The 20,724-nt window shown below is 63.9% G+C and carries 23 protein-coding genes and 1 tRNA gene; 15 read left to right on the top strand and 9 right to left on the bottom strand.

The genetic code is table 11. From position 1 onward, the window contains the following. Positions 1–205: 205 nt before the first annotated feature. The gene (locus ACWAT4_RS21140; RefSeq protein ID WP_057754809.1) at positions 206–511 is read left to right on the top strand and encodes an ETC complex I subunit; all 306 of its coding nucleotides are present in this window, start codon (positions 206–208) and stop codon (positions 509–511) included. A gap of 99 nt (positions 512–610) precedes the next feature. Beyond that, a complete protein-coding gene (locus tag ACWAT4_RS21135) occupies positions 611–1,105 on the top strand; it encodes an Lrp/AsnC family transcriptional regulator (protein WP_212303734.1) in 495 nt (164 codons plus the stop codon). 64 nt (positions 1,106–1,169) lie between these two features. On the opposite strand, the gene ACWAT4_RS21130 is transcribed toward ACWAT4_RS21135, so the two are convergent. Further along, the gene (locus ACWAT4_RS21130) at positions 1,170–2,207 is read right to left on the bottom strand and encodes an AraC family transcriptional regulator (RefSeq protein WP_212303733.1); all 1,038 of its coding nucleotides are present in this window, start codon (positions 2,205–2,207) and stop codon (positions 1,170–1,172) included. 172 nt (positions 2,208–2,379) lie between these two features. Between ACWAT4_RS21130 and ACWAT4_RS21125 the strand changes: the two genes are divergently transcribed. Genes ACWAT4_RS21125 through ACWAT4_RS21105 form a run of 5 tightly spaced genes read left to right on the top strand, consistent with a single transcriptional unit; the run spans position 2,380 to position 8,609 of the window. Next, positions 2,380–3,507, top strand: coding sequence for an isovaleryl-CoA dehydrogenase (locus ACWAT4_RS21125; protein WP_249149170.1), 1,128 nt, complete (start codon positions 2,380–2,382; stop codon positions 3,505–3,507). Positions 3,508–3,548: 41 nt separating this feature from the next. Then, a complete protein-coding gene (locus ACWAT4_RS21120; RefSeq protein ID WP_449727945.1) occupies positions 3,549–5,153 on the top strand; it encodes a carboxyl transferase domain-containing protein in 1,605 nt (534 codons plus the stop codon). Between the two features lie 4 nt (positions 5,154–5,157). Beyond that, entirely contained in the window at positions 5,158–7,200 is a 2,043-nt protein-coding gene (locus tag ACWAT4_RS21115) for an acetyl/propionyl/methylcrotonyl-CoA carboxylase subunit alpha (protein WP_449727944.1), read from the top strand. A 1-nt stretch (position 7,201) separates the two neighbouring features. Beyond that, entirely contained in the window at positions 7,202–8,110 is a 909-nt protein-coding gene (locus ACWAT4_RS21110) for a hydroxymethylglutaryl-CoA lyase (RefSeq protein ID WP_449727943.1), read from the top strand. Positions 8,111–8,165: 55 nt separating this feature from the next. Beyond that, complete coding sequence (locus tag ACWAT4_RS21105; protein WP_449727942.1) at positions 8,166–8,609, top strand: zinc-ribbon domain containing protein; 444 nt, start codon at positions 8,166–8,168, stop codon at positions 8,607–8,609. A gap of 66 nt (positions 8,610–8,675) precedes the next feature. On the opposite strand, the gene ACWAT4_RS21100 is transcribed toward ACWAT4_RS21105, so the two are convergent. Beyond that, positions 8,676–9,638 carry a LysR family transcriptional regulator gene (locus tag ACWAT4_RS21100; protein WP_449727941.1) on the bottom strand — a complete coding sequence of 321 codons (963 nt, stop codon included), beginning with the start codon at positions 9,636–9,638 and terminating at the stop codon, positions 8,676–8,678. Between the two features lie 126 nt (positions 9,639–9,764). On the opposite strand from ACWAT4_RS21100, the gene ACWAT4_RS21095 reads away from it, so the two are divergent. After that, complete coding sequence (locus ACWAT4_RS21095) at positions 9,765–10,745, top strand: tripartite tricarboxylate transporter substrate binding protein (protein ID WP_212303726.1); 981 nt, start codon at positions 9,765–9,767, stop codon at positions 10,743–10,745. A 57-nt stretch (positions 10,746–10,802) separates the two neighbouring features. Next, positions 10,803–11,510: a dienelactone hydrolase family protein gene (locus tag ACWAT4_RS21090; protein ID WP_449727939.1), complete on the top strand. Its 708-nt coding sequence runs from the start codon at positions 10,803–10,805 to the stop codon at positions 11,508–11,510. A 58-nt stretch (positions 11,511–11,568) separates the two neighbouring features. Here ACWAT4_RS21090 and ACWAT4_RS21085 read toward each other — a convergent pair whose 3' ends face one another. The 3 genes from ACWAT4_RS21085 to ACWAT4_RS21075 are packed head-to-tail and all read right to left on the bottom strand — an operon-like array spanning position 11,569 to position 14,497. Then, positions 11,569–12,927 (bottom strand): TRAP transporter large permease, encoded by a 1,359-nt coding sequence (locus ACWAT4_RS21085; protein WP_212445618.1) that lies wholly within the window; start codon positions 12,925–12,927, stop codon positions 11,569–11,571. Beyond that, positions 12,924–13,478: a TRAP transporter small permease gene (locus ACWAT4_RS21080; RefSeq protein ID WP_449727938.1), complete on the bottom strand. Its 555-nt coding sequence runs from the start codon at positions 13,476–13,478 to the stop codon at positions 12,924–12,926. The genes ACWAT4_RS21085 and ACWAT4_RS21080 overlap by 4 nt, the downstream gene beginning before the upstream one ends. Beyond that, positions 13,475–14,497, bottom strand: coding sequence for a TRAP transporter substrate-binding protein (locus ACWAT4_RS21075; RefSeq protein ID WP_212303722.1), 1,023 nt, complete (start codon positions 14,495–14,497; stop codon positions 13,475–13,477). The genes ACWAT4_RS21080 and ACWAT4_RS21075 overlap by 4 nt, the downstream gene beginning before the upstream one ends. A gap of 344 nt (positions 14,498–14,841) precedes the next feature. Here ACWAT4_RS21075 and ACWAT4_RS21070 point away from each other — a divergent pair, with 344 nt between their 5' ends. Next, the gene (locus ACWAT4_RS21070; RefSeq protein ID WP_045007240.1) at positions 14,842–15,084 is read left to right on the top strand and encodes a pentapeptide MXKDX repeat protein; all 243 of its coding nucleotides are present in this window, start codon (positions 14,842–14,844) and stop codon (positions 15,082–15,084) included. Between the two features lie 141 nt (positions 15,085–15,225). Here the strand turns inward: ACWAT4_RS21070 and ACWAT4_RS21065 are convergent, their stop codons facing one another. Further along, positions 15,226–15,573 carry a DUF6481 family protein gene (locus ACWAT4_RS21065; protein WP_212303721.1) on the bottom strand — a complete coding sequence of 116 codons (348 nt, stop codon included), beginning with the start codon at positions 15,571–15,573 and terminating at the stop codon, positions 15,226–15,228. Between the two features lie 266 nt (positions 15,574–15,839). Between ACWAT4_RS21065 and ACWAT4_RS21060 the strand changes: the two genes are divergently transcribed. The 4 genes from ACWAT4_RS21060 (at position 15,840) to ACWAT4_RS21045 (ending at position 18,347) form a co-directional block, all read left to right on the top strand. Beyond that, positions 15,840–16,076, top strand: a complete 237-nt coding sequence (locus ACWAT4_RS21060) for a hypothetical protein (RefSeq protein ID WP_212303720.1) — start codon at positions 15,840–15,842, stop codon at positions 16,074–16,076. Between the two features lie 75 nt (positions 16,077–16,151). After that, positions 16,152–16,379: a hypothetical protein gene (locus ACWAT4_RS21055; RefSeq protein ID WP_212303719.1), complete on the top strand. Its 228-nt coding sequence runs from the start codon at positions 16,152–16,154 to the stop codon at positions 16,377–16,379. Positions 16,380–16,578: 199 nt separating this feature from the next. Next, complete coding sequence (locus tag ACWAT4_RS21050) at positions 16,579–17,385, top strand: hypothetical protein (protein WP_212303718.1); 807 nt, start codon at positions 16,579–16,581, stop codon at positions 17,383–17,385. A 713-nt stretch (positions 17,386–18,098) separates the two neighbouring features. Then, positions 18,099–18,347 carry a hypothetical protein gene (locus ACWAT4_RS21045; protein ID WP_212427398.1) on the top strand — a complete coding sequence of 83 codons (249 nt, stop codon included), beginning with the start codon at positions 18,099–18,101 and terminating at the stop codon, positions 18,345–18,347. 100 nt (positions 18,348–18,447) lie between these two features. Here ACWAT4_RS21045 and ACWAT4_RS21040 read toward each other — a convergent pair whose 3' ends face one another. Next, positions 18,448–18,675 (bottom strand): DUF2171 domain-containing protein, encoded by a 228-nt coding sequence (locus tag ACWAT4_RS21040; RefSeq protein ID WP_449727937.1) that lies wholly within the window; start codon positions 18,673–18,675, stop codon positions 18,448–18,450. 137 nt (positions 18,676–18,812) lie between these two features. Between ACWAT4_RS21040 and ACWAT4_RS21035 the strand changes: the two genes are divergently transcribed. Further along, positions 18,813–20,090 carry a hypothetical protein gene (locus tag ACWAT4_RS21035; protein ID WP_449727936.1) on the top strand — a complete coding sequence of 426 codons (1,278 nt, stop codon included), beginning with the start codon at positions 18,813–18,815 and terminating at the stop codon, positions 20,088–20,090. A 17-nt stretch (positions 20,091–20,107) separates the two neighbouring features. On the opposite strand, the gene ACWAT4_RS21030 is transcribed toward ACWAT4_RS21035, so the two are convergent. Together ACWAT4_RS21030 and ACWAT4_RS21025 are read right to left on the bottom strand one after the other, a co-directional pair. After that, positions 20,108–20,317: a hypothetical protein gene (locus ACWAT4_RS21030; protein ID WP_249149153.1), complete on the bottom strand. Its 210-nt coding sequence runs from the start codon at positions 20,315–20,317 to the stop codon at positions 20,108–20,110. 197 nt (positions 20,318–20,514) lie between these two features. Then, a tRNA-Arg gene (locus ACWAT4_RS21025) sits at positions 20,515–20,591 on the bottom strand. Positions 20,592–20,724: the final 133 nt, after the last annotated feature.

Raw genomic sequence — 20,724 nt, 5'->3', positions numbered from 1 at the left:
GGGCCGCCGGGCGGGATTCCCGGGCGGAAGGCGGGTACGCAATTGTCACAGTGCAGCATAATGACTATACCCGTCGGTGACGACCCTGGGGCCCGGAATCACCGACCGGTTCCCGTAAGGTGTCTCTATACTATGTCCGCGGTTTCCACCAATCGCTACCGTGACGCATTAAAATCGAACGAAAGACGAAGAGGCCGGACCGCCAATGACCGCACGCATTTTCAAGCCCGCCAAGAACGCGATGCAATCCGGCCGGTCCAAGACCAAGGAATGGCAGCTCGATTACGAGCCGGAGCAGCCGCGTGCGGTCGAACCGCTGATGGGCTGGACCTCGTCGGGCGACATGAAGCAGCAGATCACGCTGCGCTTCCACACCAAGGACGAGGCGGTCGCCTATTGCGAGCGCAAGGGCATCGCCTACCAGGTGATCGAGCCGAAGGAATCGCTGCACCGCCAGGTCGCGTATGCGGACAATTTCTCGTTCCGGCGCGGCGAACCCTGGACGCATTGACGGGCTGCGCTTCGAGCATCCTTCCGGAGAGCCCTTGGCACCCCTTCCGCCGCGTGCTTCGCTGGTCCGCGTGACGGGAGACCATGACGAGGGTAGGGGATGGCCGGGCGTGACCAGCTCGACGGCGTCGATCTGAGGATACTTTCGGAGCTGCAGCAGGACGGGCGGGTTCGCAACAACGAGCTGGCGCTGCGGGTTGGCGTGTCCGCCCCGAACTGCCTGCGGCGGCTCAAATCGCTGTTCAGCCGCGGCGTGATCCGCGCGGTGCGCGCCGTCATCGACGAGCGTCTGCTCGGCTACGAGGTGGTGTCGTTCGTCTCGATCCAGCTTGGCAGCCAGGCCCAGCCGGTGCTGGAGGCCTTCGAGGGCTCGATCGCTGTCATCCCGCGCATCCAGCAGTGCTGGCGGATTTCAGGCGACACCGACTATCTGCTCCGATGCGTCGCGCCGAGCGTCGAGAGCATGCGCCAGCAGCTTCTGCATTTCGCAGCCATGCCCAATGTGAAGAACGTGCGCAGCTTTCCGGTGCTGGGAGTTGCGAAGGACGTGCCGCTGCCAGTGCAGGAGATCGCGGCAGTGGCGCCGGCTGGATAGGAGCCGCGCGCGGCAGGTAGTCCGTCGTTGGCCGCAAATCCATGACGACAGCGACGACAGTCCTTCAGCGGTACCGGCCGCGAAACTCGCGAGGGCTGGCGCCGGTCCAGATGCGGAAGGCACGGGAAAAACTCTTCTCGTTGCGGAAGCCCGCGATCTCCGCGATTCGCTTGATCGGGGTCCGGCCGCGCATCAGCTCCTGCTTGGCGAGCTCGAGCTTTGCTTCCTCCTTGAGGTCGCGCAGCGAGGTTGCCTCCTCGCGCAGGCGGCGGTGCATCGTGCGGGTGGAAAGCGCAAGCTCGCTTGCGACATCATCGGCGCCCGGAATACGCCCGCGTGCCGCGCGCAGCACGCGCCGGACACGCTCGACCAGGAGCCGGTCGCGGCGATAGGGCCGATAGGGCAGCACGGTCAGGCGCAGGGCGCCCTTGAGCATGCTGTCGAGATCGGCCGCACTGCGGGTCAGCGGCAGCGAGAGATAATGCCTGTCAAAGACGATGCTGGCGCGGCCTGCGCCGAAGCGAACGGTCTTGCAGAAGATGGTCGGATAGACCGAGACGTGCCCGGGCTCGGCGTAGGGAAATTCCGCCGCGCGCAGGGCGATGGTGGAATCGATCGCCCAGCAGGAGAAGCCGAGCACGTAGCGGAGCAGGGTGACGAGGCAGAACTCCCGCAATGCGCCAAGCTCGTGCTGCTCGCGGATCGAGATGGTCGCGGTTTCCTCAGTGACCGAGAGCTCGAACAGCACGTCCTCGGTCAGCAGGCGATGATGCCGGCACCAGCGTTTCAGCGCGACCTCGAGCGTGGGCGCGGTGATCGAGGCACGGCACAACATGCCGTAGGTGCCGAAAGGAAGCCGGCGCGAGAACCAGCCGAGCGCCTCGTCGTCGAGCTCGCGCATGGCATGGCCAGCCAGCGCCTCGAACTGGGCGGCCGTCACGCGCCCATCCCTGGATTCGACGAGGTCCAGGAGAACCTGCCCCTTGCTCAGCGCCTCGGCCGGATCCCGTCCATAGCGGGCGTAGGCCGCGACCACGCCGCGCACAAAGGCGGCGGGCGTCATGGCGCGGCGAGGCGGGGCGGTCGCGGCTTGAGGGGGCATCGAAAAGTCCTTTGGAAAATCCTCGCCAAACTTGGCGGAAAATGCAACCTTTTCGACCGCCGCGGCGCCCGGCCGGGGGTAGGTTCGGGCAGACAAAGAGCTTTGCAAGAAATTGGAAGGAATCGCCGTGAACATCCCGAGCATCGACTTCGATCTGGGCGAAGACATCGGCATGCTGCGCGACACCGTGCGCGCCTTTGTGGAAGCAGAGGTGGCCCCGCGTGCAGCTGAGGTCGAGAAGGCCAATCTGTTCCCGGCCGACTTATGGAAGCGCTTTGGCGACCTCGGCCTGCTCGGCATGACCGCGCCGGAGCAATATGGCGGCTCCAACATGGGCTATCTGGCCCATGTCGTCGCCATGGAGGAGATCTCGCGCGGCTCGGCTGCGATCGGGCTGTCCTACGGCGCCCATTCCAACCTCTGCGTCAACCAGATCCGACGCAACGGCAATGACGCGCAGCGCCAGCGCTATCTGCCCAAGCTGATCTCCGGCGAGTATGTCGGTGCGCTCGCAATGTCGGAGCCCGGCGCCGGCTCCGACGTCGTCTCGATGAAGCTGCGCGCCGACAAGCGCGGCGACCGCTACGTGCTGAACGGCTCCAAGATGTGGATCACCAATGGCGGCGACGCCGACGTGCTGGTGGTCTACGCCAAGACCGATCCCGAAGCCGGCCCACGCGGCATGACCGCGTTCCTGGTCGAAAAAGGTTTCAAGGGTTTCACCCACGGCCAGCATCTCGACAAGCTCGGCATGCGCGGCTCCAATACCTATCCGCTGTTCTTCGACGACTGCGAGGTGCCGGAGGAGAACGTGATGGGCAAGGTGGGCGAGGGCGTCAAGGTGCTGATGTCCGGCCTCGACTATGAGCGCGCGGTGCTGTCGGGCGGCCCGCTCGGCATCATGGCGGCCTGCATGGACGCCGTGGTGCCCTACATGCACGAGCGCAAGCAGTTCGGCCAGCCGATCGGCGACTTCCAGCTGATGCAGGGCAAGCTCGCCGACATGTATGCGACCTGGCAGGCCACGCGCGCCTATGTCTATGCCGTGGGCCGCGCCTGCGACCACGCCGATCACGCCCGCAGCTTACGCAAGGATGCGGCGGCCGCGATTCTCTATTCCGCGGAGAAGGCGACATGGATGGCCGGCGAGGCGATCCAGGCGCTGGGCGGCGTCGGCTATACATCCGAGTTTCCGGTCGGCCGGCTCTGGCGCGACGCCAAGCTCTACGAGATCGGCGCGGGGACGTCCGAGGTCCGCCGCATGCTGATCGGTCGCGAGCTGATGGCGGAAACGGCCTAAACCTTCCACGCAACCACCTCACAAGGCAACGCGGGACCTCAATGCCGCTCCATTCCAGCATCGATCCATCGTCATCAGATTTTGCGCGCAATTCCGATTCCATGCGTGCGCTCGTCGCCGATTTGCGCGAGAAGCTCGCCCAAGTCGCCGGCGGCGGCGGCGAGGCCTCGCGCAACCGCCATACATCGCGCGGCAAGATGCTGGCGCGCGAACGCGTCGACCTCCTGGTCGATCCCGGGACGTCGTTCCTGGAGCTGTCGCCGCTCGCGGCCCACGGGCTCTATGGCGGCGACGTGCATTCGGCGAGCATCGTCACGGGCGTCGGGCGGATCTCGGGCCGCGAATGTGTGATCGTCGCCAACGACGCCACCATCAAGGGCGGCACCTATTATCCGATGACCGTGAAGAAGCATCTACGTGCGCAGGACATTGCGCGGCAGAACAATCTGCCTTGCGTCTACATGGTCGATTCCGGCGGCGCCTTCCTGCCGCTGCAGGACGAGATCTTTCCGGACGAGCGGCATTTCGGCCGCATCTTCTACAACCAGGCGCAGATGTCCTCCCAAGGCATTCCGCAGATCGCGATCGTGATGGGCTCCTGCACCGCCGGCGGCGCCTATGTGCCGGCCATGTCGGACGAGAGCATCATCGTGCGCAATCAGGGCACCATCTTTCTCGGCGGCCCGCCGCTGGTGAAGGCCGCGACCGGCGAGGTCGTGAGCGCCGAGGAGCTCGGCGGCGCCGACGTGCACTCGCGGCAATCGGGTGTGACCGATCACTACGCCCAGAATGATGCGCATGCGATCGGGATTGCGCGGCGCATCGTCGGCACGCTGAAGCCTTCCGCGCGGCCGAACCTCAACATGCATCCGCCACGCGATCCGCTGTTCGCGGCAGAGGAAATTTACGGCGTTGTGCCGGTTGACGGCCGCAAGCCCTTCGATGTGCGCGACATCATCGCGCGCGTCGTCGATGGCTCCGAATTCGACGAGTTCAAGAAGCTCTATGGCACGACGCTCGTGTGCGGCTTCGCCCATATCTGGGGCTATCCGGTCGGCATCATCGCCAACAACGGCATTCTATTCAGTGAGAGCTCGCTGAAGGGCGCGCATTTCATCGAGCTGTGCTGCCAGCGTGGCATTCCCCTGGTGTTCTTGCAGAACATCACCGGCTTCATGGTCGGCAAGAAATACGAGGCCGGCGGTATCGCGCGCGACGGCGCCAAGCTGGTGACCGCGGTCGCAACCGCCTCGGTGCCGAAATTCACAGTCGTGATCGGCGGTTCTTACGGCGCCGGCAATTACGGCATGTGCGGGCGCGCCTATTCACCGCGCTTCCTCTGGATGTGGCCGAACGCGCGCATCTCGGTGATGGGCGGCGAGCAGGCCTCGATGGTGCTGAGCCAGGTCCGACGCGACAATATCGAGGCCAAGGGCGATAGTTGGTCGAAGGAGGCCGAAGATAAATTCCGCGAGCCCATCCGCGCGCAATATGAGAGCCAGGGGCATCCCTATTACGCGACCGCACGCCTCTGGGACGACGGCGTGATCGACCCGGCCGACACGCGGCTCGTGCTCGGCCTCGGCCTCTCGGCGGCGTCGAATGCGCCGATCGAACCGACGAAATTCGGCCTGTTCAGGATGTGATGCGATGGACCGTTCAAAGCTCTACCGTCGTTTTCGCACGCTCCTGATCGCCAACCGGGGCGAGATTGCCTGCCGCGTCATCCGCACCGCGCGCGCAATGGGCCTGCGCACGGTCGCCGTCTATTCCGAGGCAGATCGCGACGCGATGCATGTCGCACTTGCGGATGAGGCCGTGCTGCTCGGGCCGTCGCGGGCCCGCGACAGCTATCTCAATGTCGAGCGGCTGATCGAGGCCGCCCGCAAGACCGGCGCCGAGGCCGTGCATCCCGGCTACGGCTTCCTGTCGGAAAATGCCGAGTTCGCGCAAGCCTGTCTCGACGCGGGCCTCGTCTTCGTCGGCCCGACCGCCGAGATGATGACGGCTATGGGCTCGAAGTCCGGCTCGAAAGCGCTGATGGAGAAGGCCGGCGTGCCGCTGGTGCCCGGCTATCATGGCGAGGCCCAGGACGATGCGACGCTGGCGAAAGCCGCCGACAAAATCGGCTTTCCGATCCTGGTGAAGGCGTCCGCCGGCGGTGGTGGCCGCGGCATGCGCATCGTGCGCTCGGCGGCTGAGCTCGCGCCCGCGATCGTCAGCGCCAAGCGCGAGGCCAAGGCTGCGTTCGGCGACGACCGCATGCTGATCGAAAAATATGTCGACAATCCCCGCCACATCGAAGTGCAGATCATCGGCGACAGCCATGGCAATCTGCTGTCGCTGTTCGAGCGCGAATGCACGTTGCAGCGCCGCCACCAGAAGGTGATCGAGGAGGCGCCGTCACCGTCGCTCAATGCCGCCCAGCGCGAGACGGTCTGCGCCGCGGCGCGAAAGGCGGCAGGCGCGGTGAACTATGTCGGCGCAGGCACGATCGAGTTCGTCTCCGACGGCAAGGACGTATTCTTCATCGAGATGAACACGCGTCTCCAGGTCGAGCACCCCGTGACCGAGCTGATCACCGGGGTCGACCTCGTCGAATGGCAGCTGCGCGTCGCGTTCGGCGAAGCGCTGCCGCTGAAGCAGGACGAGATCAAGCTCCACGGCCATGCGGTGGAGGCGCGTGTGTACGCCGAAAACCCGACCAAGAACTTCATGCCGTCGGTCGGCAGGATCTCGACCTGGCGGTTGCCGGCGGAGGAGACCGGGGGCTTGCGCATCGATGCCGGCTACAGCGAGGGGGATACCGTCTCGCCGTACTACGACGCCATGCTGGCCAAGATGATCGCGTGGGCGCCGACGCGGGAAGTCGCGATCGACCGGCTCAACCGCGGGCTGGAGGACTCCGACGTCCGCGGGATCGTCACCAATATCCCGTTCCTGTCGGCGCTGATCACGCATCCCAAGGTGCGGGCGAATGCGATCGACACCGGCTTCATCGAGCGTGAGTTGGCGGCGTTGACCTCGACGGCGGCGGCCCCCGGCGAGCTGGAGTTCTCCGCTGCAGTGGCCGCGATCGTCAACGACGAACGGCGAGCCGCGCAAGGCGACACGAATTCGCCGTTGAATTCGCCGTGGCACACCTTTGGCTGGCAGCCGGTCGGCCGCCGCCAGCGCAGCTTTGCCTTCCGCGTCGGCCATGGTGTTGGTCATGGTGCTGGTCATGGGCCGGAGCAGAAGATCACGCTCAACTACGGCAGCGGGCCGTCGACGCTCGTGATCGGCGAGCGCGAGCTGGCGTTCACGATTGCGCCGAAGGAGGGCGGCTTCGATCTGACTCTGGATGGCGTCAAGTCATTCGTCGCCGCCGTGATCGATGGCCACGAACTATATCTGCGCACGCGCAATGGCCGCTTCGACCTGCACTGGGTCGATCCATTTGGCGGTGAGACCGAGGAGCAGACGGGCGCCGACAAGATCGCGGCCCCCTTGCCGGGCACAGTCGTCGCTGTGCTGGCCGAGGAGGGCGCCAAGCTCGACAAGGGCGCGCCGATCCTCACGCTGGAAGTGATGAAGATGGAGCAGACGCTGCGGGCGCCCTATGCCGGCGTGCTGAAGTCGATCAAGTGCAAGGTCGGCGACATCGTGCAGGAAGGCATCGAGCTCGCCGTGGTCGAGCCGTCGGGAGAGTGACATGAGCGATCCCGTCCGCATCGTTGAAATGGGGCCGCGCGACGGTCTGCAGAACGAGAAGATGCCTGTCAGTGTGGAGGCCCGCATCGCCTTCATCGAGGCACTGGTCGCCGCCGGCCTCGATACCGTCGAGGTCGGTGCGTTCGTCTCGCCCAAGGCGATCCCGCAAATGGCGAGCTCCGATGCCGTGCTGCGCGGCGTCAGTCACGTCAAGGGCGCCGAGTTCCACGTGCTGGTGCCGAACGAGAAGGGCTATGACGCGGCCCGAGCCGCCGGCGCCAAGGTGGTCTCCGTGTTCGCGGCGGCCTCGGAAGGCTTTTCGCGCGCCAACATCAATTGTACGGTCGCGGAGTCCATCGAGCGGTTCAAGCCGGTGCTGGCGCGCGCCAAGGCCGACGGCGTGAAGGTGCGCGGCTATATTTCCTGCGTGCTCGGCTGTCCGTTCGACGGCGAGATCAAGCCGAAGGCGGTCGCCGATCTGGCCGATACGCTGTGGGAGCTCGGCTGCTACGAAATCTCGCTCGGTGACACCATCGGCGTCGGCACGCCGGCCAAGGCGAAGGGCATGTTGCGCGCGGTAGCTGGCAACATCTCGCCTGCAAAGCTCGCGATGCATTTCCACGACACCTATGGGCAGGCGCTGGCCAATCTGTATGCCGGCCTAGAGGAGGGCGTCCGCGTGATCGACGCGGCCGCTGGAGGGCTCGGCGGTTGTCCCTATGCGCCGGGCGCCACGGGCAATGTGGCGACCGAGGATGTCGTCTACATGCTCGAAGGCATGGGCATCAGGACCGGTGTCGATATGGAGAAGCTGCTGGCGGCGACAAATGAAATGAGTTGCGTACTGGGCAAGCCGCCCGTGAGCCGTGTGGCCTCTGCGTTGAACGCGAAGAAGCGCCGCGCGACTTAGGAGTAAGCAGGTAGGCTTCGCTACCTTAACCACCTAATGGGCTGGATTGCTCAGGATGAAGAGCAACAAGCAGAAGCGATCCGAGATCGCCGCGCGCAAGGCCGCAAAGCGGGAAAAAGAAACGATCCTGGCTGCGCAGGCCGCGAGAAAAGCGCGGTTAGAATTCTTGCGAAGCGTCGGTTCGCGCGGCGAAGTGCCCGTGGATACGACCAAGCTCGGCTCGGCGGGCAACAGCTATAGCGTTCCTGCATTTGTCGAGCGCGGCTGGTATGTACCGGTCGATTTCACTTGCAAGGCGTGCCGAAAAGCCGAGACGTGGACGGCCGAGCAGCAGAAATGGTGGTACGAGACCGCCAAAGGCAGCCTGTTCACGACGGCGACGATGTGCCATTCCTGCCGGCGTAAGGAGCGGGCACGCCGGGACGAGGTGCGCCGCGTTCACCTCGAAGGCGTGGCGCGGAAGAAGAAGCAGTCGGATTCCCAGGGGCCGAGTTCGTGAGTTCGATCAGGTACGTTTCGCTTCGATGGCAAGCGCTTTTGCGCGCTCAGCAGATGATACGATGCGTCAGTTGCGGACATGCCCAGGTGATTTTGGCTTCGCCATCGGTTTTGCAAGCCCACGAGCACTGTCGATGGTCAGTTGGGCAACAGGGCTGAGGGCGCGATCCTTGAGCGTGACGATCCCGTTTGGCCGGCGGGCTTTGGGTAGATCGACGGGCAGGACCCTGAGGGCGGACTTCCTGGCAAGAAATCTCAGCGCCGAGGCGGGGAAGATCGTGATGAAGCGGCCTGTCGTCAACAGGCTGACTCGCATGTGCGGGGAATCGGTCACGACTGTCGCGTGGGGGTAATCAAGCCCGGCGGCTCGAAACGCTTCCCATACGATTGATCCAATGACGCTCTCGCGCGGTGGCAGCACCCAGGATTCGTCGGCCAACTCGGGAATTTGGATCTTGCGGCGCCGGACCCATCGATTCTTCGCACCTGCGACCACGACGTAGCGGTCTTCGAAAAGAAATTCGAAACGCAGCCGATCGTCGGCAAGCTCGCCGGTGCTGCGCACGATCAGCAGATCGACCTTGCGCTCGCTCAGGTCGCGGTGCAGGGCCTCTATATAGCCGGTCACGAGCTGGAATTTGATCCGCGGATGACGCCGGGAGAGCCGATCTATGAGAGCGCAAACGAAGCTCGCCGCCAGAAAGGCCGTGCTTCCAATCCGTACTTCTCCAGCCGTGGGGTCGGCCAGAAATTCGATGCTCTTCACGCCCTGGCGGAGCTCGTCGAAGACGGCGGCTCCGCAATCGAGCAGGGCCCGCCCGCACTCGGTCGGTTCGATTCCCCGTTGGTGGCGATCGAGCAAGCGGACGCCAAACGCACGCTCGAGCTCCCCGATCGATCTCGAAATATTGGGCTGGGTGGTATTGAGCATGAGCGCCGCCTTGCCCATGCTACCGGCCTGCACCACTGCCATGAGCACATGCAGGTCCTGCAGCTTCATTCGTTTCCCGATGCGATCGCTCATCTGCATGAGGGCACCCATTTCCGTTCTGATATGATCCCATCAGATAATAGCCTTATGTGCTTATGACGGCATCAACTATCCTCCGCCGCTGAGGAGAGCCGGCGCGAGTGCGGGTTCGACGGAGCAAAGCTTATGCCTCCCTCCCGACGTCGATTTCTGCGTCTTGCGGCGGCCGTGGCTGCGCCCCCTCTGCTTTCCCGCTTGGCTTGGGCGGAGACTTTCCCGTCGCGGCCGGTCCGCATCATGGTTGGTTTTGCCGCGGGCGGGCCAAATGACATCCTCGCGCGCCTGATCGGGCAATGGTGTTCGGAGCGGCTCGGCCAGCCGTTTGTTATCGAGAACCGCCCCGGCGCCGGGAGCAATATCGCCACCGATGCAGTCGTGCGCGCGCCTCCGGACGGTTACGCTCTCCTGTTGGTCGGTTCGCCGAATGCGATCAATGCCACGCTCTATCGAAAGCTCGATTTCAATTTCCTGCGGGATATTGCGCCGGTTGGAGGTCTGTCGCGCGGCGCCCTGGTGATGGTGATCCACCCATCGGTTCCCGCCAACACCATTGCGGAGTTCATCGCCTACGCCAAGGCGAACCCGGGAAAACTCTCCTATGGTTCGGGCGGAGTAGGTGGGATCACCCACATCGCCGCCGAACTGTTCAAGCTGGAGGCCGGCGGGCTGGATATTCAGCATGTGCCTTATCGGGGCGTGGCGCCCGCGATCACCGATCTGCTCGGCGGGCAGGTACAGGTGGTGTTCGTGAACCTGGCGCCGTCGATCGGCTATATCAACAGCGGCAAGCTGCGCGCGCTCGGGATAACGACAGCGGCACGGTCCGAAGCATTGCCGGATCTGCCGGCCATCGGCGAGTTCGTGCCCGGCTATGAGGCGAGCTCGGTGTTCGGCATCGGCGCGCCGAAGGGCACGCCGGTCGAAATTATCGACAGGCTCAATATGGAGATCAACGCTGCGCTGGCCGATTCCGGGTTCAAAGCGCACCTCGCTAGTCTCGATGCCGCGGGACTTGGTGGTTCGCCGGCCGACTTCGGCAAGCTCATGGCCAGTGAAACCGAGAAGTGGGCCAAAGTGATAAGCCTCGCGAAAATCAAGCAGGAGTAGCGCGGCGAAGTCCGAGATGGTCACAGCTTCGTCTCGAAACGAAGGGACGGCTCCGTCATGCCTGGAAGGACAAGAAGGATTCGCGCGAAAGGCGGCGGTGAGTTCGATTGCTATCTCGTCACGCCCGAGGCTGAAAAGCCGGTTGCCGCGGTCGTGCTTGCTTCCGCCATTCATGGTGTGGATGCCGACATGCGCGCGATCGCAGAGGAGCTTGCGACATATGGAGTTATAGTCGCAGTACCCGATCTGTTTTGGCGTTCGATTGCCGGCCCGCTTTCACGGGACGACCAGCGTGCCGCCCAGCGTTCGCAGCCGCGTCTCGAGCAAATCAGGGTCGGCGAGGCCGACATGGCCGACACGCTGAGACATCTCGGCACACTCCCGCAGTTCAATGGACAGGCAGCGGTCATGGGGTTTTGCTACGGCGGTCCGTACGCGATCCTCGGACCGAAGCGACTTGGCTACGCCGCCGGCATCTGCTGCCACGGATCCCAGATGCTGGATTATCTTCACGAGCTCGTCGGCGTTCGCGAGCAAGTCTGTCTCATCTGGGGCGACCAGGACAATCGCGCGCCGGTCGAGGTGCTGGAGGCATATCGTGACGTGGCGGCGCGCATGGCGAACGTCGAAGTGCACATCTTCCCCGGGGTGCGTCACGGTTACATGATGCGGGGAAACCCGGCCGCCTTCGATCGGGCGGCACGTGATTTCTCAATCAAGCGCGCCCGGGAGGTTCTTGCAGGTCTGGACGGCGCACTGTGCTGAGCGCGAGGACGAAGCGGGCCAGGCATGGCGCTACGCGCCTTTGCCCACCCTTGCAGCGTCATCTGCTCCCATCCGGCCCCATCACCAGGTCGGGCAGCCAGGTCGAGATCTCCGGCACGAAGCAGAGCAGCAGCACCGCGCCCATCATCAAGAGCACGAAGGGCAGCGTGCCCCAGATCACTTCGCTGAGCGAAATGTCGGGCGCGACGTTGCGGATGACGAAGATGTTGAGGCCGACGGGTGGATGGATCAGCCCCATCTCCATCACGATGGTCATCACCACGCCGAACCAGATGATGTCGAAATTGGCGGCGCGGAGCGGCGGCAGGATGATCGGCGCAGTCATGAGAATGATCGAGACCGGCGGCAGGAAGAAGCCGAGCACGACGACCATGACGAGGATCGCAAACAGTAGCCCCCAGCGCGGCAGATGCATCGCGACGACGGATTCGGCCGCCGATTGGGAGATGTGCAGATAGCTCATCACGTAGGAATACAGCAGCGACATGCCGATGATCATCATCAGCATGGTCGATTCCCGGATCGTCGATTTCATGATGGGCGCGAGGTCGCCCGGCCGCCACACGCCGTAGATCGCCGCGATCAGCCCCAGCGCCAGCAATCCGCCGAGGCCGGCGGTCTCCGAGGGCGTGGCATAGCCGCCATAGAGCGCCGCCATCACGCCGGTGAGCAGCAGCACGAAGGGGATCACGCGCGGCAGCACGCTGAAGCGTTCGGCAAGCGTATATTCGTCGCGGGCCAGGATCGCCGATTCAGGGCTACCTTTCTTGTAGGCCGCTTCGGCCGCCGCATATTCCTGGCGAAAGCGGATCACGGCATAGCCGCCGAACAGCGAGACCAGCAGCAGGCCCGGGCCGATGCCGGCGAGGAACAAGCGTCCCAGCGATTTCTCGGCGGCGACCGCAAACAGGATCATGGTGATCGAGGGCGGCAGCAGAATGCCGAGCGTGCCGCCGGCGGCGATGATGCCTGCGGCGAAGCCGCCGGAATAGCCGCGCTTGCGCATCTCGGGGATGCCGGCCGAGCCGATCGCCGAGCAAGTCGCTGGGCTCGAGCCCGCCATCGCCGCGAACAGTGCGCAGGCAAAGACGTTGGCGACGCCAAGCCCGCCGGGCACGCGGTGCAGCCAGGCATGCAGCGCCGAATAGAGATCCTGACCGGCGCGCGATTTGCCGATCGCGGCACCCTTCAGGATGAATAGCGGGATCGACAGCAGCGTGATGGACGCCATCTCCTCATAGACGTTCTGCGTCACCGTATCGAGCGACGCTGAGGGCATGTAGATGCCCATGAACACGACCGCGACCGCACCGAGCGCGAATGCGATCGGCATGCCCGAAAACATCACGAGCAGCGTCGCGACCCCATAAGCGATACCGATACCGAAGACGCTCATGGACGCCTGGTTCCCGCGAAAGGCAGCGCCAGCTGCACGAGGATCTGGACGCAGAGCAGGCTCATGCCGAGCGCCATCAGGGAATAGGGAATGGCGAGCGGCGGCGACCACATCGAGTTCGAGACCTGGCCGTCGACATAGGCTTCATGCGCCAGCGTCCACGACTTCCAGGTGAAGAACGCGCAGAACAGGAACGTCACGGCGTCGACGAACCAGAGCCGGATCCTGTTCGCCAGCGGCGACAAGAGGCCAACGAAGGCCTCGATGCCGATATGGCCGCGGTTCTGCTGCACGTAGCCCGCCGTCATGAAGGTGGCGCCAACCAGCAGGAACACGGCGGCCTCGTCCTGCCAGTAATTGGCGGCCTTGAACAAGGCGCGGCTGAGCACGCTGTAGCTCAGGATGGCGCAGGCGGCGACCAGAGCCAGCGCGGCGAACACGACGATGATGCGGTTGAGGATGGCGAGGCCGCGATCAGCCGCCGCCGCAAGGCCGGTCCTTGCGGTCGCGCTCGCCATGTCCTCACGATCCCCGAGCGGACCGTGGCTCATGCAGCGACGTCGGAGGCGAGCTTGAGCAGATTCGCGGCGGTCGCGGTCTTGGCGCCGTAATCCTTCCACGCGGTGTCGCGGGCGATGTCGCGCCACTTGCCGACGGTGGCGGCATCGAGCGCCGAGACTTTCGCGCCGGCCTTCTCGTAGACCTTGGCGACCTCGACATCGTCATCCTGCGCGCCCTTGCGGCCGAAGGCTTCGAGCTCTGCGCCGACAGCGACCAGGATGTCCTGCTGGTTCTTCGGCAGCTTGTCGAAGATTGCCTTCGACATCATCAGCGGCTCGAGCATGAACCAGTAGGAGGCGCCGGCGCCCGAGGTGAGCGACTTCGCGACCTCTTCGAGGCGGAACGAGATCAGGCTGGTGGAGGAGGTGATGCCGGCGTCGCAGGCGCCGGTCTGCATCGCCGCGTAGATTTCGTTCGAGGGCACCGACAGCACCGAGGCGCCGGCAGTCTGCAGCACCATGTCCATCTCGCGCGAGCCGCCGCGCACCTTCAGGCCTTTGGCGTCTTCAGGGGCGACGATGGCCTTGGAGCGGCTGGCGACGCCGCCGGCCTGCCACACCCAGCTTAAGAGGATGATGCCCTTGTCGGCCAGGAAGTCGGTCAGCGCCTTGCCGACCGGCTCCTTCTTCCAGCGCATGCCCTGGTCGTAGGTGGTGACGAGGCCGGGCATCAGTCCGATATTGGTCTCGGGCAATTCGCCGCCGGCATAGGGCATCGGATACAGCGAGATGTCGAGCGCGCCCTTGCGCATTGCGGAGAACTGCGCGTTGGTCTTGATCAGCGAGGAGTTCGGATAGATTTCGGCGGCGATGTCGCCATTGCTGCGCTTAGCGACTTCGGCGGCGAACATGCGGCAGAGCCGGTCGCGAAAATCGCCCTTGTCGATGGTGCCGCCGGGGAATTGGTGCGAGATCTTGAGCGTGGTTGCGGCATGCGCGGTGCCAATGCCGAAGCGGAGAATGGCGGGTGCGGCGACGGCGGTCGCGAGCAGATGGCGGCGCGTGAACATGGTGGATCCCCTTGGACGGTTCTTAGGACGGTTCTTGCTTGGCGTGGTCTGGGTGGGTCATGAGACCGGCGCGATGGCCCATCCTAGCCGGTCTTCGACCCCGAGTTCTCTAGTCTGATAGTTCGAGACGGAACGCCGCGGCAAGTGTTGGCCTTGCTGCGCTGCACACAGCGCGCCTCACATGCCCCATCTCCAACGCCGTGCGTCAGGCGACGATCGCGCAGGCAGCCCGATGCCTTGCGAAAAAATCTGCAACCTCGCGTAACAAGCACGCGCATTGATCCGTCGAGAATGTGTAGCGGCACAAGTCGCTGACAAACACCATCTCGAAGGGAATATTTCTCATGACCATTCGCACCCGCATCGTGCTCGGCGTCTCGGCTGCCGCTCTCTCGCTTGGCCTGGCGCTGTCGCCGGCCGCCTTCGCCCAGGACAAGATGGGCAAGGATGACGGCATGATGAAGAAGGACACGATGTCCAAGGACGGCATGAAGAAGGACACCATGTCCAAGGACGACGGCATGAAAAAGGACACGATGTCGAAGGATGGCATGAAGAAAGACGACGGGATGATGAAGAAGAACTGATCTTCTGCGTCGTCGCAGCGTTTGCGAAAGGCAGACGCGCGTTCTCAAATGCATTCGGACGTCAAAATTCCGGGGCGGTCAGATCGGCCGCCCCGGAATTGATGCTTCAATTCAAATTCAATTGAACGTGACTGGCGGACGCTACTTGCGCTTGGCCTTGCGGGCGGCGTAGCGGGCGTCGCGCTTGGCCTTCTGCTCGGCTTCCAACTCAGCCTGCTTGGCAATCGCTTCTTCTGCTTCGCGCGCGATCCGCACGGCTTCGGCCGCTGCAGCTTCTTCCGCGAGACGCTTCTGCTCGGCCTTTTCCGCCTCGCGCATGGCCTTTGCTTCGGCGCGCTTGGCCGCGAGTGCTTCGCGCTCGGCGCGTCGCGCCGCAACGGCGGGATCGTCATGTCCCGGCTGCGACTTGAACTTGTTCAAAAGATTTTTGCGTGCTTCCTGCGCGGCTTTTTGCCGGTCGGAGAATCCTGGTTCCCTGAATCCACTCATCGACGAGCCTTGTCTTCCTCGCTTTCGATCCTACATCAGCGTCTGTTGGTACGTCGGCTGGGCACAAGCAGGCGCCACGCGACGCAGAAGCGTGTACATCGCCGCGCGCCGTGAAGCCACCCATAATCGCAGCCGATCAGGTCAACGAAAATCGCTTACCCAGCCGATCCTTCGTAGCCCGGAAAAACTGCCGAATTGTGATGCCTCTCATAAGGGCACCCAGCGGCGGCGCCTAGCGTCCGCCCGATACGAGACGGAGCACGGGCATGATCTATTTCCGGCTGAGCCTGAAAGCCCTTGCAATCACCATCGCAGCAGCGGCGGTAGCGGGTGCGGTGCTGTTGGCCGCCCGTCCGCAACCCATGGAAAGCACCGTTCTGGGGGCTGCCTGGGAGTGCACCCAGACCGCGTTCATTCTAACCAGCTGCGCGCCGCGCGTGCAGGAGGCAATCCCTGCGGTCGAGACGTCGCGCAAGGAGGCGCTGAGGCGGACCAAGGGCTGAGCGGCGAGGCGCCGAGCAGGATGTGACGCGCCGTCGCAGAGGTGATAAAGGGCCTCACCGAGCGACAAGGTTCTCATGTCCAAGCCCGACCCCACCGAGAAGCCCAACGCTTCGAAGCCGAACACTTCGCCAAGGGCCCAATCCGGCGACAGTCGCCGCGGCGCTATCGCGGGGTTGATCATCGCCGCCGTCATCCTCGGCGTCGGCTTGTGGCTCGCCCGTGACCTCACGGCTGCCAGCAAGATGCAGGACTGCCTGATGTCGGGGCGGAGCAATTGCAATGTGATCGAGCCGGCCCGCTAGACGGTCTGGCGGGTGGCCTCCGGACGAAAAAATGCCGTGATCTTAATCATTTGTAACGGGACAGAGCCGGGTTGGCGGGTCAATTTCGATAAGCCGCCTTGGCAGGTCAGTCATAGTCCGCCGGCATCAGCCATGAGCGATCCGAATCATCTATCGCGCGTGGACCACGGCAATTTCTGAAAGTAGGGGGTAGGCACGAATGAGTGCGTCCAGCCGCATCAAGATCATCATTCCCATGGTTTCGGCCATGTCGTTGCTGGCGTTGTCAGCGCACGCGCAGGATGCCGGGCAGCCGAAGGGTTTTGGCCAGCCACCCGCGCAGGGCGCAGGCGCGCCGCCCCCGGCCAATCAGAACATGCGTAAGGCTGCTCCGCCACAGCAGGCCGTGCGCCCTGGACCTCAGCCCGGCGGGCAAGCCCACGTGGTTCCGGGCGCAAACCCCGGCCCGCACGGTCCAGGACCGCGTAATGCGGGCGGCCCACCGCCCGGATCCGGCCGCTACATGGCACGCGGCCCTGCGCCGGCGCGCGACTGGGGTGGACACGCCTATCGCGGCAATCTTGCCTGGGACGGCGGACGTTGGCGCCACGAGGTCCACAACGGCCGCTCCGGCTGGTGGTGGGATGTCGGCGGCGTCTGGTACTACTATCCGCAGCGGATGGACGGACCGCCTGCCTATATTTCGGAAGACTATATCGACGACGTGCCGGTGGCCTATGCGCCGCCGGGTCCGCCGGTCGCCTATGAACCGCCGCAGCCTCCACCGCCGCCCGCGGATCCCGGCGCGAGCGCGCTCGGCGGGGCCATCGTCGGCGGTGTGCTCGGCGGCTTGCTTTCCGGCAACGCCACGGGCGCGGCGGCAGGCGCCGTGATCGGCGGGGCGACCGGCGCGATCGCAGGCGCCACAGCTGCGTCGCGCCCCGGTTATTATCTCGCCCAGGGCAATTGCTATTACCGCTATCCGAGCGGCCAATATGTGCAGGCCGATCCGCGCGCCTGCTACTGAGCTCCTCGCGCGCAGTCCAACATGAATGAGGCGGGCCCGATGCCCGCCTCATTTGCGTTGAAGGCGCTGCAACCGGGGTCGCATACGCCGACGGTCCGGCAAGCGCCGTTACCTCACGCAATGAGGAAAATACGAAAACTGACAAGGGCAGGTCATCGCGTCAGTCCCGGACAAAATTCATCGCGGTAACATCGTGCGGAATGCGCTCGATGGTGCGACTTTTGTCCACCGCAATCATACGGACGAAATTGCCACGCACTTGTCCATATCGGCCGGCTAAACTTGGCCTCATGTGTACGAAGTACGATCCACAGCATGAAGCCGAGGCGGCGATGAAGCGCGCCGCGGCGTCAGAAGGCCCCGACCGGCAACGACTCATCGAGCTGGCTCTGGCCTGGCATCAGCTCGCCCGCGATCGTCGCGAAGACGAGCGCAGGGACTAATCTTCGTTCAACAAAAATTCACCCAGTTCGGCCTCGTCACAGGCCATGAGAAAGCCCCGCGCTCGGGGGGACGAGCACGGGGCCCTTCAAAGCCGACCGGGGCTGGCCGGTCGGCACCACCAGATTTCATCGTCGACAACATGCGGGTCGCGTCTGCGTTCCACGCGAGCTTCGCACTTTGTCGATCGCCGCTCGCCACAGCGGGCTTGTAACTTCGCTTCATTGAATCTCGGAATAGGAACACCTGGTCCCGGCCGACGTTGGTCGGCCATGACAGACCTTGAATTGCGCGCACAGTCTTTCGAGATCGCCTGGAAATATCTCGATCAATCCGGTCTGCTCACGGGCGAGCATGAGGATTCCGCCCGCTTCATCCTGAACAGGATCGACCGCATGATGATCCGCGGAGAGCGGCGCAGATTGTTGCTGTCGAACGCGGCGATCGATGCGTATCGGTTGCGGCCTGTGATCGTGCCGCTCGACGCCTGCTCAATTCAAGCTGCGGAAACGCGGCGTTAAGAATCGTTGGCGTGCCGATTTCGCTGTCTCGATTCGTGCTGGAGGAACGAAGCGGAGTCGGATCGTGAACAAACAAAAGGCCCCCGAAGGGGCTTCTGCATCAGGCGGCTTCCGTCTTCGGGACGACGTCGGCATTCACCGAAAGCTTGACGACATCGCCCTCGACTGCGCCAACATATGTCGTGTCGATATAGTGATGATGATCCTTGTGACCTTCCGGGCTGTCGTTGCGGGTCAGCTTGATGCGATGTCCCTCGACGCGATCGACCGTGCCGACATGCGCGCCGTCCTTGCCGATGATCTTCATGTGTGCCCTGATTTCCGACATGCAGTCCTCCTTGTGGTCGATCAACGGCGCAGATGCAGCTTCGTTGCAACGCGCGCGCAATCCGATGTTTGGACCTCCGGCACGCGGCAGGCGTTGAAGGACGATGGAAGCTTTCCGGTCGTTGCAGCAAGACGCGCATGGTGACCATTGAGGCCTATCTGGAGCGGAAGCACAGGGAGATCGGGCTGCTCAACGATTGCCTGATGAGCCCACGGCGCCTGCCTCGTCCGCGATCGGTGGATGAGGTGATCCGGACCAAATTCCAGCTCACCGCCATGTTGCGGGCGGAGCATGCGGTGCATGACTGGAAGGCAACGGAGACGGCGTGGTCGGCGTCAGCCAGCCCTGCGAGCGGGCCGTTCGTATTCAGCTACGATTATCAGCGCGCGGATCTTCGTGTCAGCGGCCCTTCGTTCTACGAACTCGAGCCCGGCTGTGCCAGCGAGACGATCTATGCCGCCTCCGGCATGGCCGCGATCTCAACGCTGCTGGTGGCTTTCGCGCCGAAGGTCGCCAAGGCCGATATTCTGGTGCTGCCTGGCTCTTACGGCGAGACGTTGGAGCTGATCGAGCGCTTTGTCCCAAACCTGCGACTCGTTCAGCTGACGCTGCCGTTGCCTGAGGCGCCCGCACGGGCCGGAGTGCCCCGGATTTTGCTGCTGGATTCATGTGTCTCTGCCAGAGTGTTCGAGGAAGCCCTGCACTGTGACGGTTCTGCGCTCGATCTGCTGGTGTTCGACACGACCTGCTTTGCCGGCCGGTCGGGTCGCATCCGGCGCGTGCTGCGCTGGGCCCGGCGATGCAAGATTCCGGTCGTGATGGTGCGAAGCCATAACAAGCTGGATTCTCTCGGTGCGGAATATGGAAGGCTCGGTTCTACGGTCTTCGTCGGCTGGTGCGAGCAGGGCGCCGAGGCAGGCCGCGCGATCCTCGAACGGCTTGCCGCGGAAACCCGCAATGCGGTCCGGCTCCTGGGTAGCGCGGCGTTGCCGGCGCACTTTCCGCCCTATGTGGGAAGCGAAGCCTACTGGGCATTAACGAAGGCGCGGGTCTCAGCCATCCTGCGCAACGGCCGCGATGCGGCCTCGATTTTCGCGCGTGAGCTTGCCTCGCTCGCGGCCGAGCTCCACTTCACCCACGGCCTCTACGTCACGCTCCGCACCCGCCGTTCCCGTGATGAGGCCAGCGCGCGGCAAGCCGCGGAGGCCATGAGCCGCGATCTGAGCCGGAAGGGATATCCCATCCGTCACGCCGGCAGCTTTGGTTTCGACTTCGCCGCCACCGAATGGTCCCACGATGCGACCACGGATCAGTACAACGTCCGGGTCACGGTCCCGGATTTGCCGACGAAATTGTGGAACGATCTTGCAGCGGCGATTGCCGAGTGGTGGACGTCGAATCAATGCCGGCTCTGATCGTCACGCGACCAGAATCATTCGATTGCCGAAGGCTCTTTCTGATGGCCTCGATGCGTCCAGGCTTGAACGGCCCAGGCGAGCTGATGATGGCTCTTGGCGACATCAACAATCGAGGCCTGCGCCGTCTCGATGCGCTTTGCGATCACACTGGAGTTGACGTCCACGATTGCATCGAGCGCCAGGAACGACATTGCGGCGATCGCCACCGCAAAGGCGATTCCCATTCTGGTTAATTCGGCTCGTGGCATCGACAGTCCTTAATCGCGAGCAATTTGCCCGCCGCGCATAGATAGGGCGGGTCCGCTCGGTTCAAAGGCCGGAGTAGGCCAACCCACGCGTTCGTGAAAGACCACAGGTTGGCAATGAACGGCGCGTGGCGCGTTAATGATGAACGCCGGCACACGTCCGCAAGAATCAGGCTTGGCGATCCCGGCAGGAATCGAACCTGCAACCCTCAGAGTAGAAATCTGATGCTCTATCCAGTTGAGCTACGGGACCGTCCTGAACCGCCCCGGTTTGGGAGCCGGCTGTTCATATCACATGCCAATATGAAAAATCTGGTCTTTCGCCAAGCCTGAACCGAACCGTTTTCGCCCCCGGAGCGACAAAGCGGAACGGTGGAGTGTCAGGG

The sequence above is a fragment of the Bradyrhizobium sp. T-1 genome, from assembly GCF_053592855.1.
The sequence above is the reverse complement of the archived record's forward strand: the minus strand, read 5'-3'. Positions and strand labels throughout refer to the sequence as shown.

Excerpts from the sequence above, each read along its gene's own strand:
- ACWAT4_RS21140 (WP_057754809.1), top strand. The coding sequence starts at position 206 with ATGACCGCACGCATTTTCAAGCCCGCCAAGAACGCGATGCAATCCGGC.
- ACWAT4_RS21135 (WP_212303734.1), top strand. The coding sequence starts at position 611 with ATGGCCGGGCGTGACCAGCTCGACGGCGTCGATCTGAGGATACTTTCG.
- ACWAT4_RS21130 (WP_212303733.1), bottom strand. The coding sequence starts at position 2,207 with ATGCCCCCTCAAGCCGCGACCGCCCCGCCTCGCCGCGCCATGACGCCC.
- ACWAT4_RS21125 (WP_249149170.1), top strand. The coding sequence starts at position 2,380 with ATGCTGCGCGACACCGTGCGCGCCTTTGTGGAAGCAGAGGTGGCCCCG.
- ACWAT4_RS21120 (WP_449727945.1), top strand. The coding sequence starts at position 3,549 with ATGCCGCTCCATTCCAGCATCGATCCATCGTCATCAGATTTTGCGCGC.
- ACWAT4_RS21115 (WP_449727944.1), top strand. The coding sequence starts at position 5,158 with ATGGACCGTTCAAAGCTCTACCGTCGTTTTCGCACGCTCCTGATCGCC.
- ACWAT4_RS21110 (WP_449727943.1), top strand. The coding sequence starts at position 7,202 with ATGAGCGATCCCGTCCGCATCGTTGAAATGGGGCCGCGCGACGGTCTG.
- ACWAT4_RS21105 (WP_449727942.1), top strand. The coding sequence starts at position 8,166 with ATGAAGAGCAACAAGCAGAAGCGATCCGAGATCGCCGCGCGCAAGGCC.
- ACWAT4_RS21100 (WP_449727941.1), bottom strand. The coding sequence starts at position 9,638 with ATGCAGATGAGCGATCGCATCGGGAAACGAATGAAGCTGCAGGACCTG.
- ACWAT4_RS21095 (WP_212303726.1), top strand. The coding sequence starts at position 9,765 with ATGCCTCCCTCCCGACGTCGATTTCTGCGTCTTGCGGCGGCCGTGGCT.
- ACWAT4_RS21090 (WP_449727939.1), top strand. The coding sequence starts at position 10,803 with ATGCCTGGAAGGACAAGAAGGATTCGCGCGAAAGGCGGCGGTGAGTTC.
- ACWAT4_RS21085 (WP_212445618.1), bottom strand. The coding sequence starts at position 12,927 with ATGAGCGTCTTCGGTATCGGTATCGCTTATGGGGTCGCGACGCTGCTC.
- ACWAT4_RS21080 (WP_449727938.1), bottom strand. The coding sequence starts at position 13,478 with ATGAGCCACGGTCCGCTCGGGGATCGTGAGGACATGGCGAGCGCGACC.
- ACWAT4_RS21075 (WP_212303722.1), bottom strand. The coding sequence starts at position 14,497 with ATGTTCACGCGCCGCCATCTGCTCGCGACCGCCGTCGCCGCACCCGCC.
- ACWAT4_RS21070 (WP_045007240.1), top strand. The coding sequence starts at position 14,842 with ATGACCATTCGCACCCGCATCGTGCTCGGCGTCTCGGCTGCCGCTCTC.
- ACWAT4_RS21065 (WP_212303721.1), bottom strand. The coding sequence starts at position 15,573 with ATGAGTGGATTCAGGGAACCAGGATTCTCCGACCGGCAAAAAGCCGCG.
- ACWAT4_RS21060 (WP_212303720.1), top strand. The coding sequence starts at position 15,840 with ATGATCTATTTCCGGCTGAGCCTGAAAGCCCTTGCAATCACCATCGCA.
- ACWAT4_RS21055 (WP_212303719.1), top strand. The coding sequence starts at position 16,152 with ATGTCCAAGCCCGACCCCACCGAGAAGCCCAACGCTTCGAAGCCGAAC.
- ACWAT4_RS21050 (WP_212303718.1), top strand. The coding sequence starts at position 16,579 with ATGAGTGCGTCCAGCCGCATCAAGATCATCATTCCCATGGTTTCGGCC.
- ACWAT4_RS21045 (WP_212427398.1), top strand. The coding sequence starts at position 18,099 with ATGACAGACCTTGAATTGCGCGCACAGTCTTTCGAGATCGCCTGGAAA.
- ACWAT4_RS21040 (WP_449727937.1), bottom strand. The coding sequence starts at position 18,675 with ATGTCGGAAATCAGGGCACACATGAAGATCATCGGCAAGGACGGCGCG.
- ACWAT4_RS21035 (WP_449727936.1), top strand. The coding sequence starts at position 18,813 with ATGGTGACCATTGAGGCCTATCTGGAGCGGAAGCACAGGGAGATCGGG.
- ACWAT4_RS21030 (WP_249149153.1), bottom strand. The coding sequence starts at position 20,317 with ATGGGAATCGCCTTTGCGGTGGCGATCGCCGCAATGTCGTTCCTGGCG.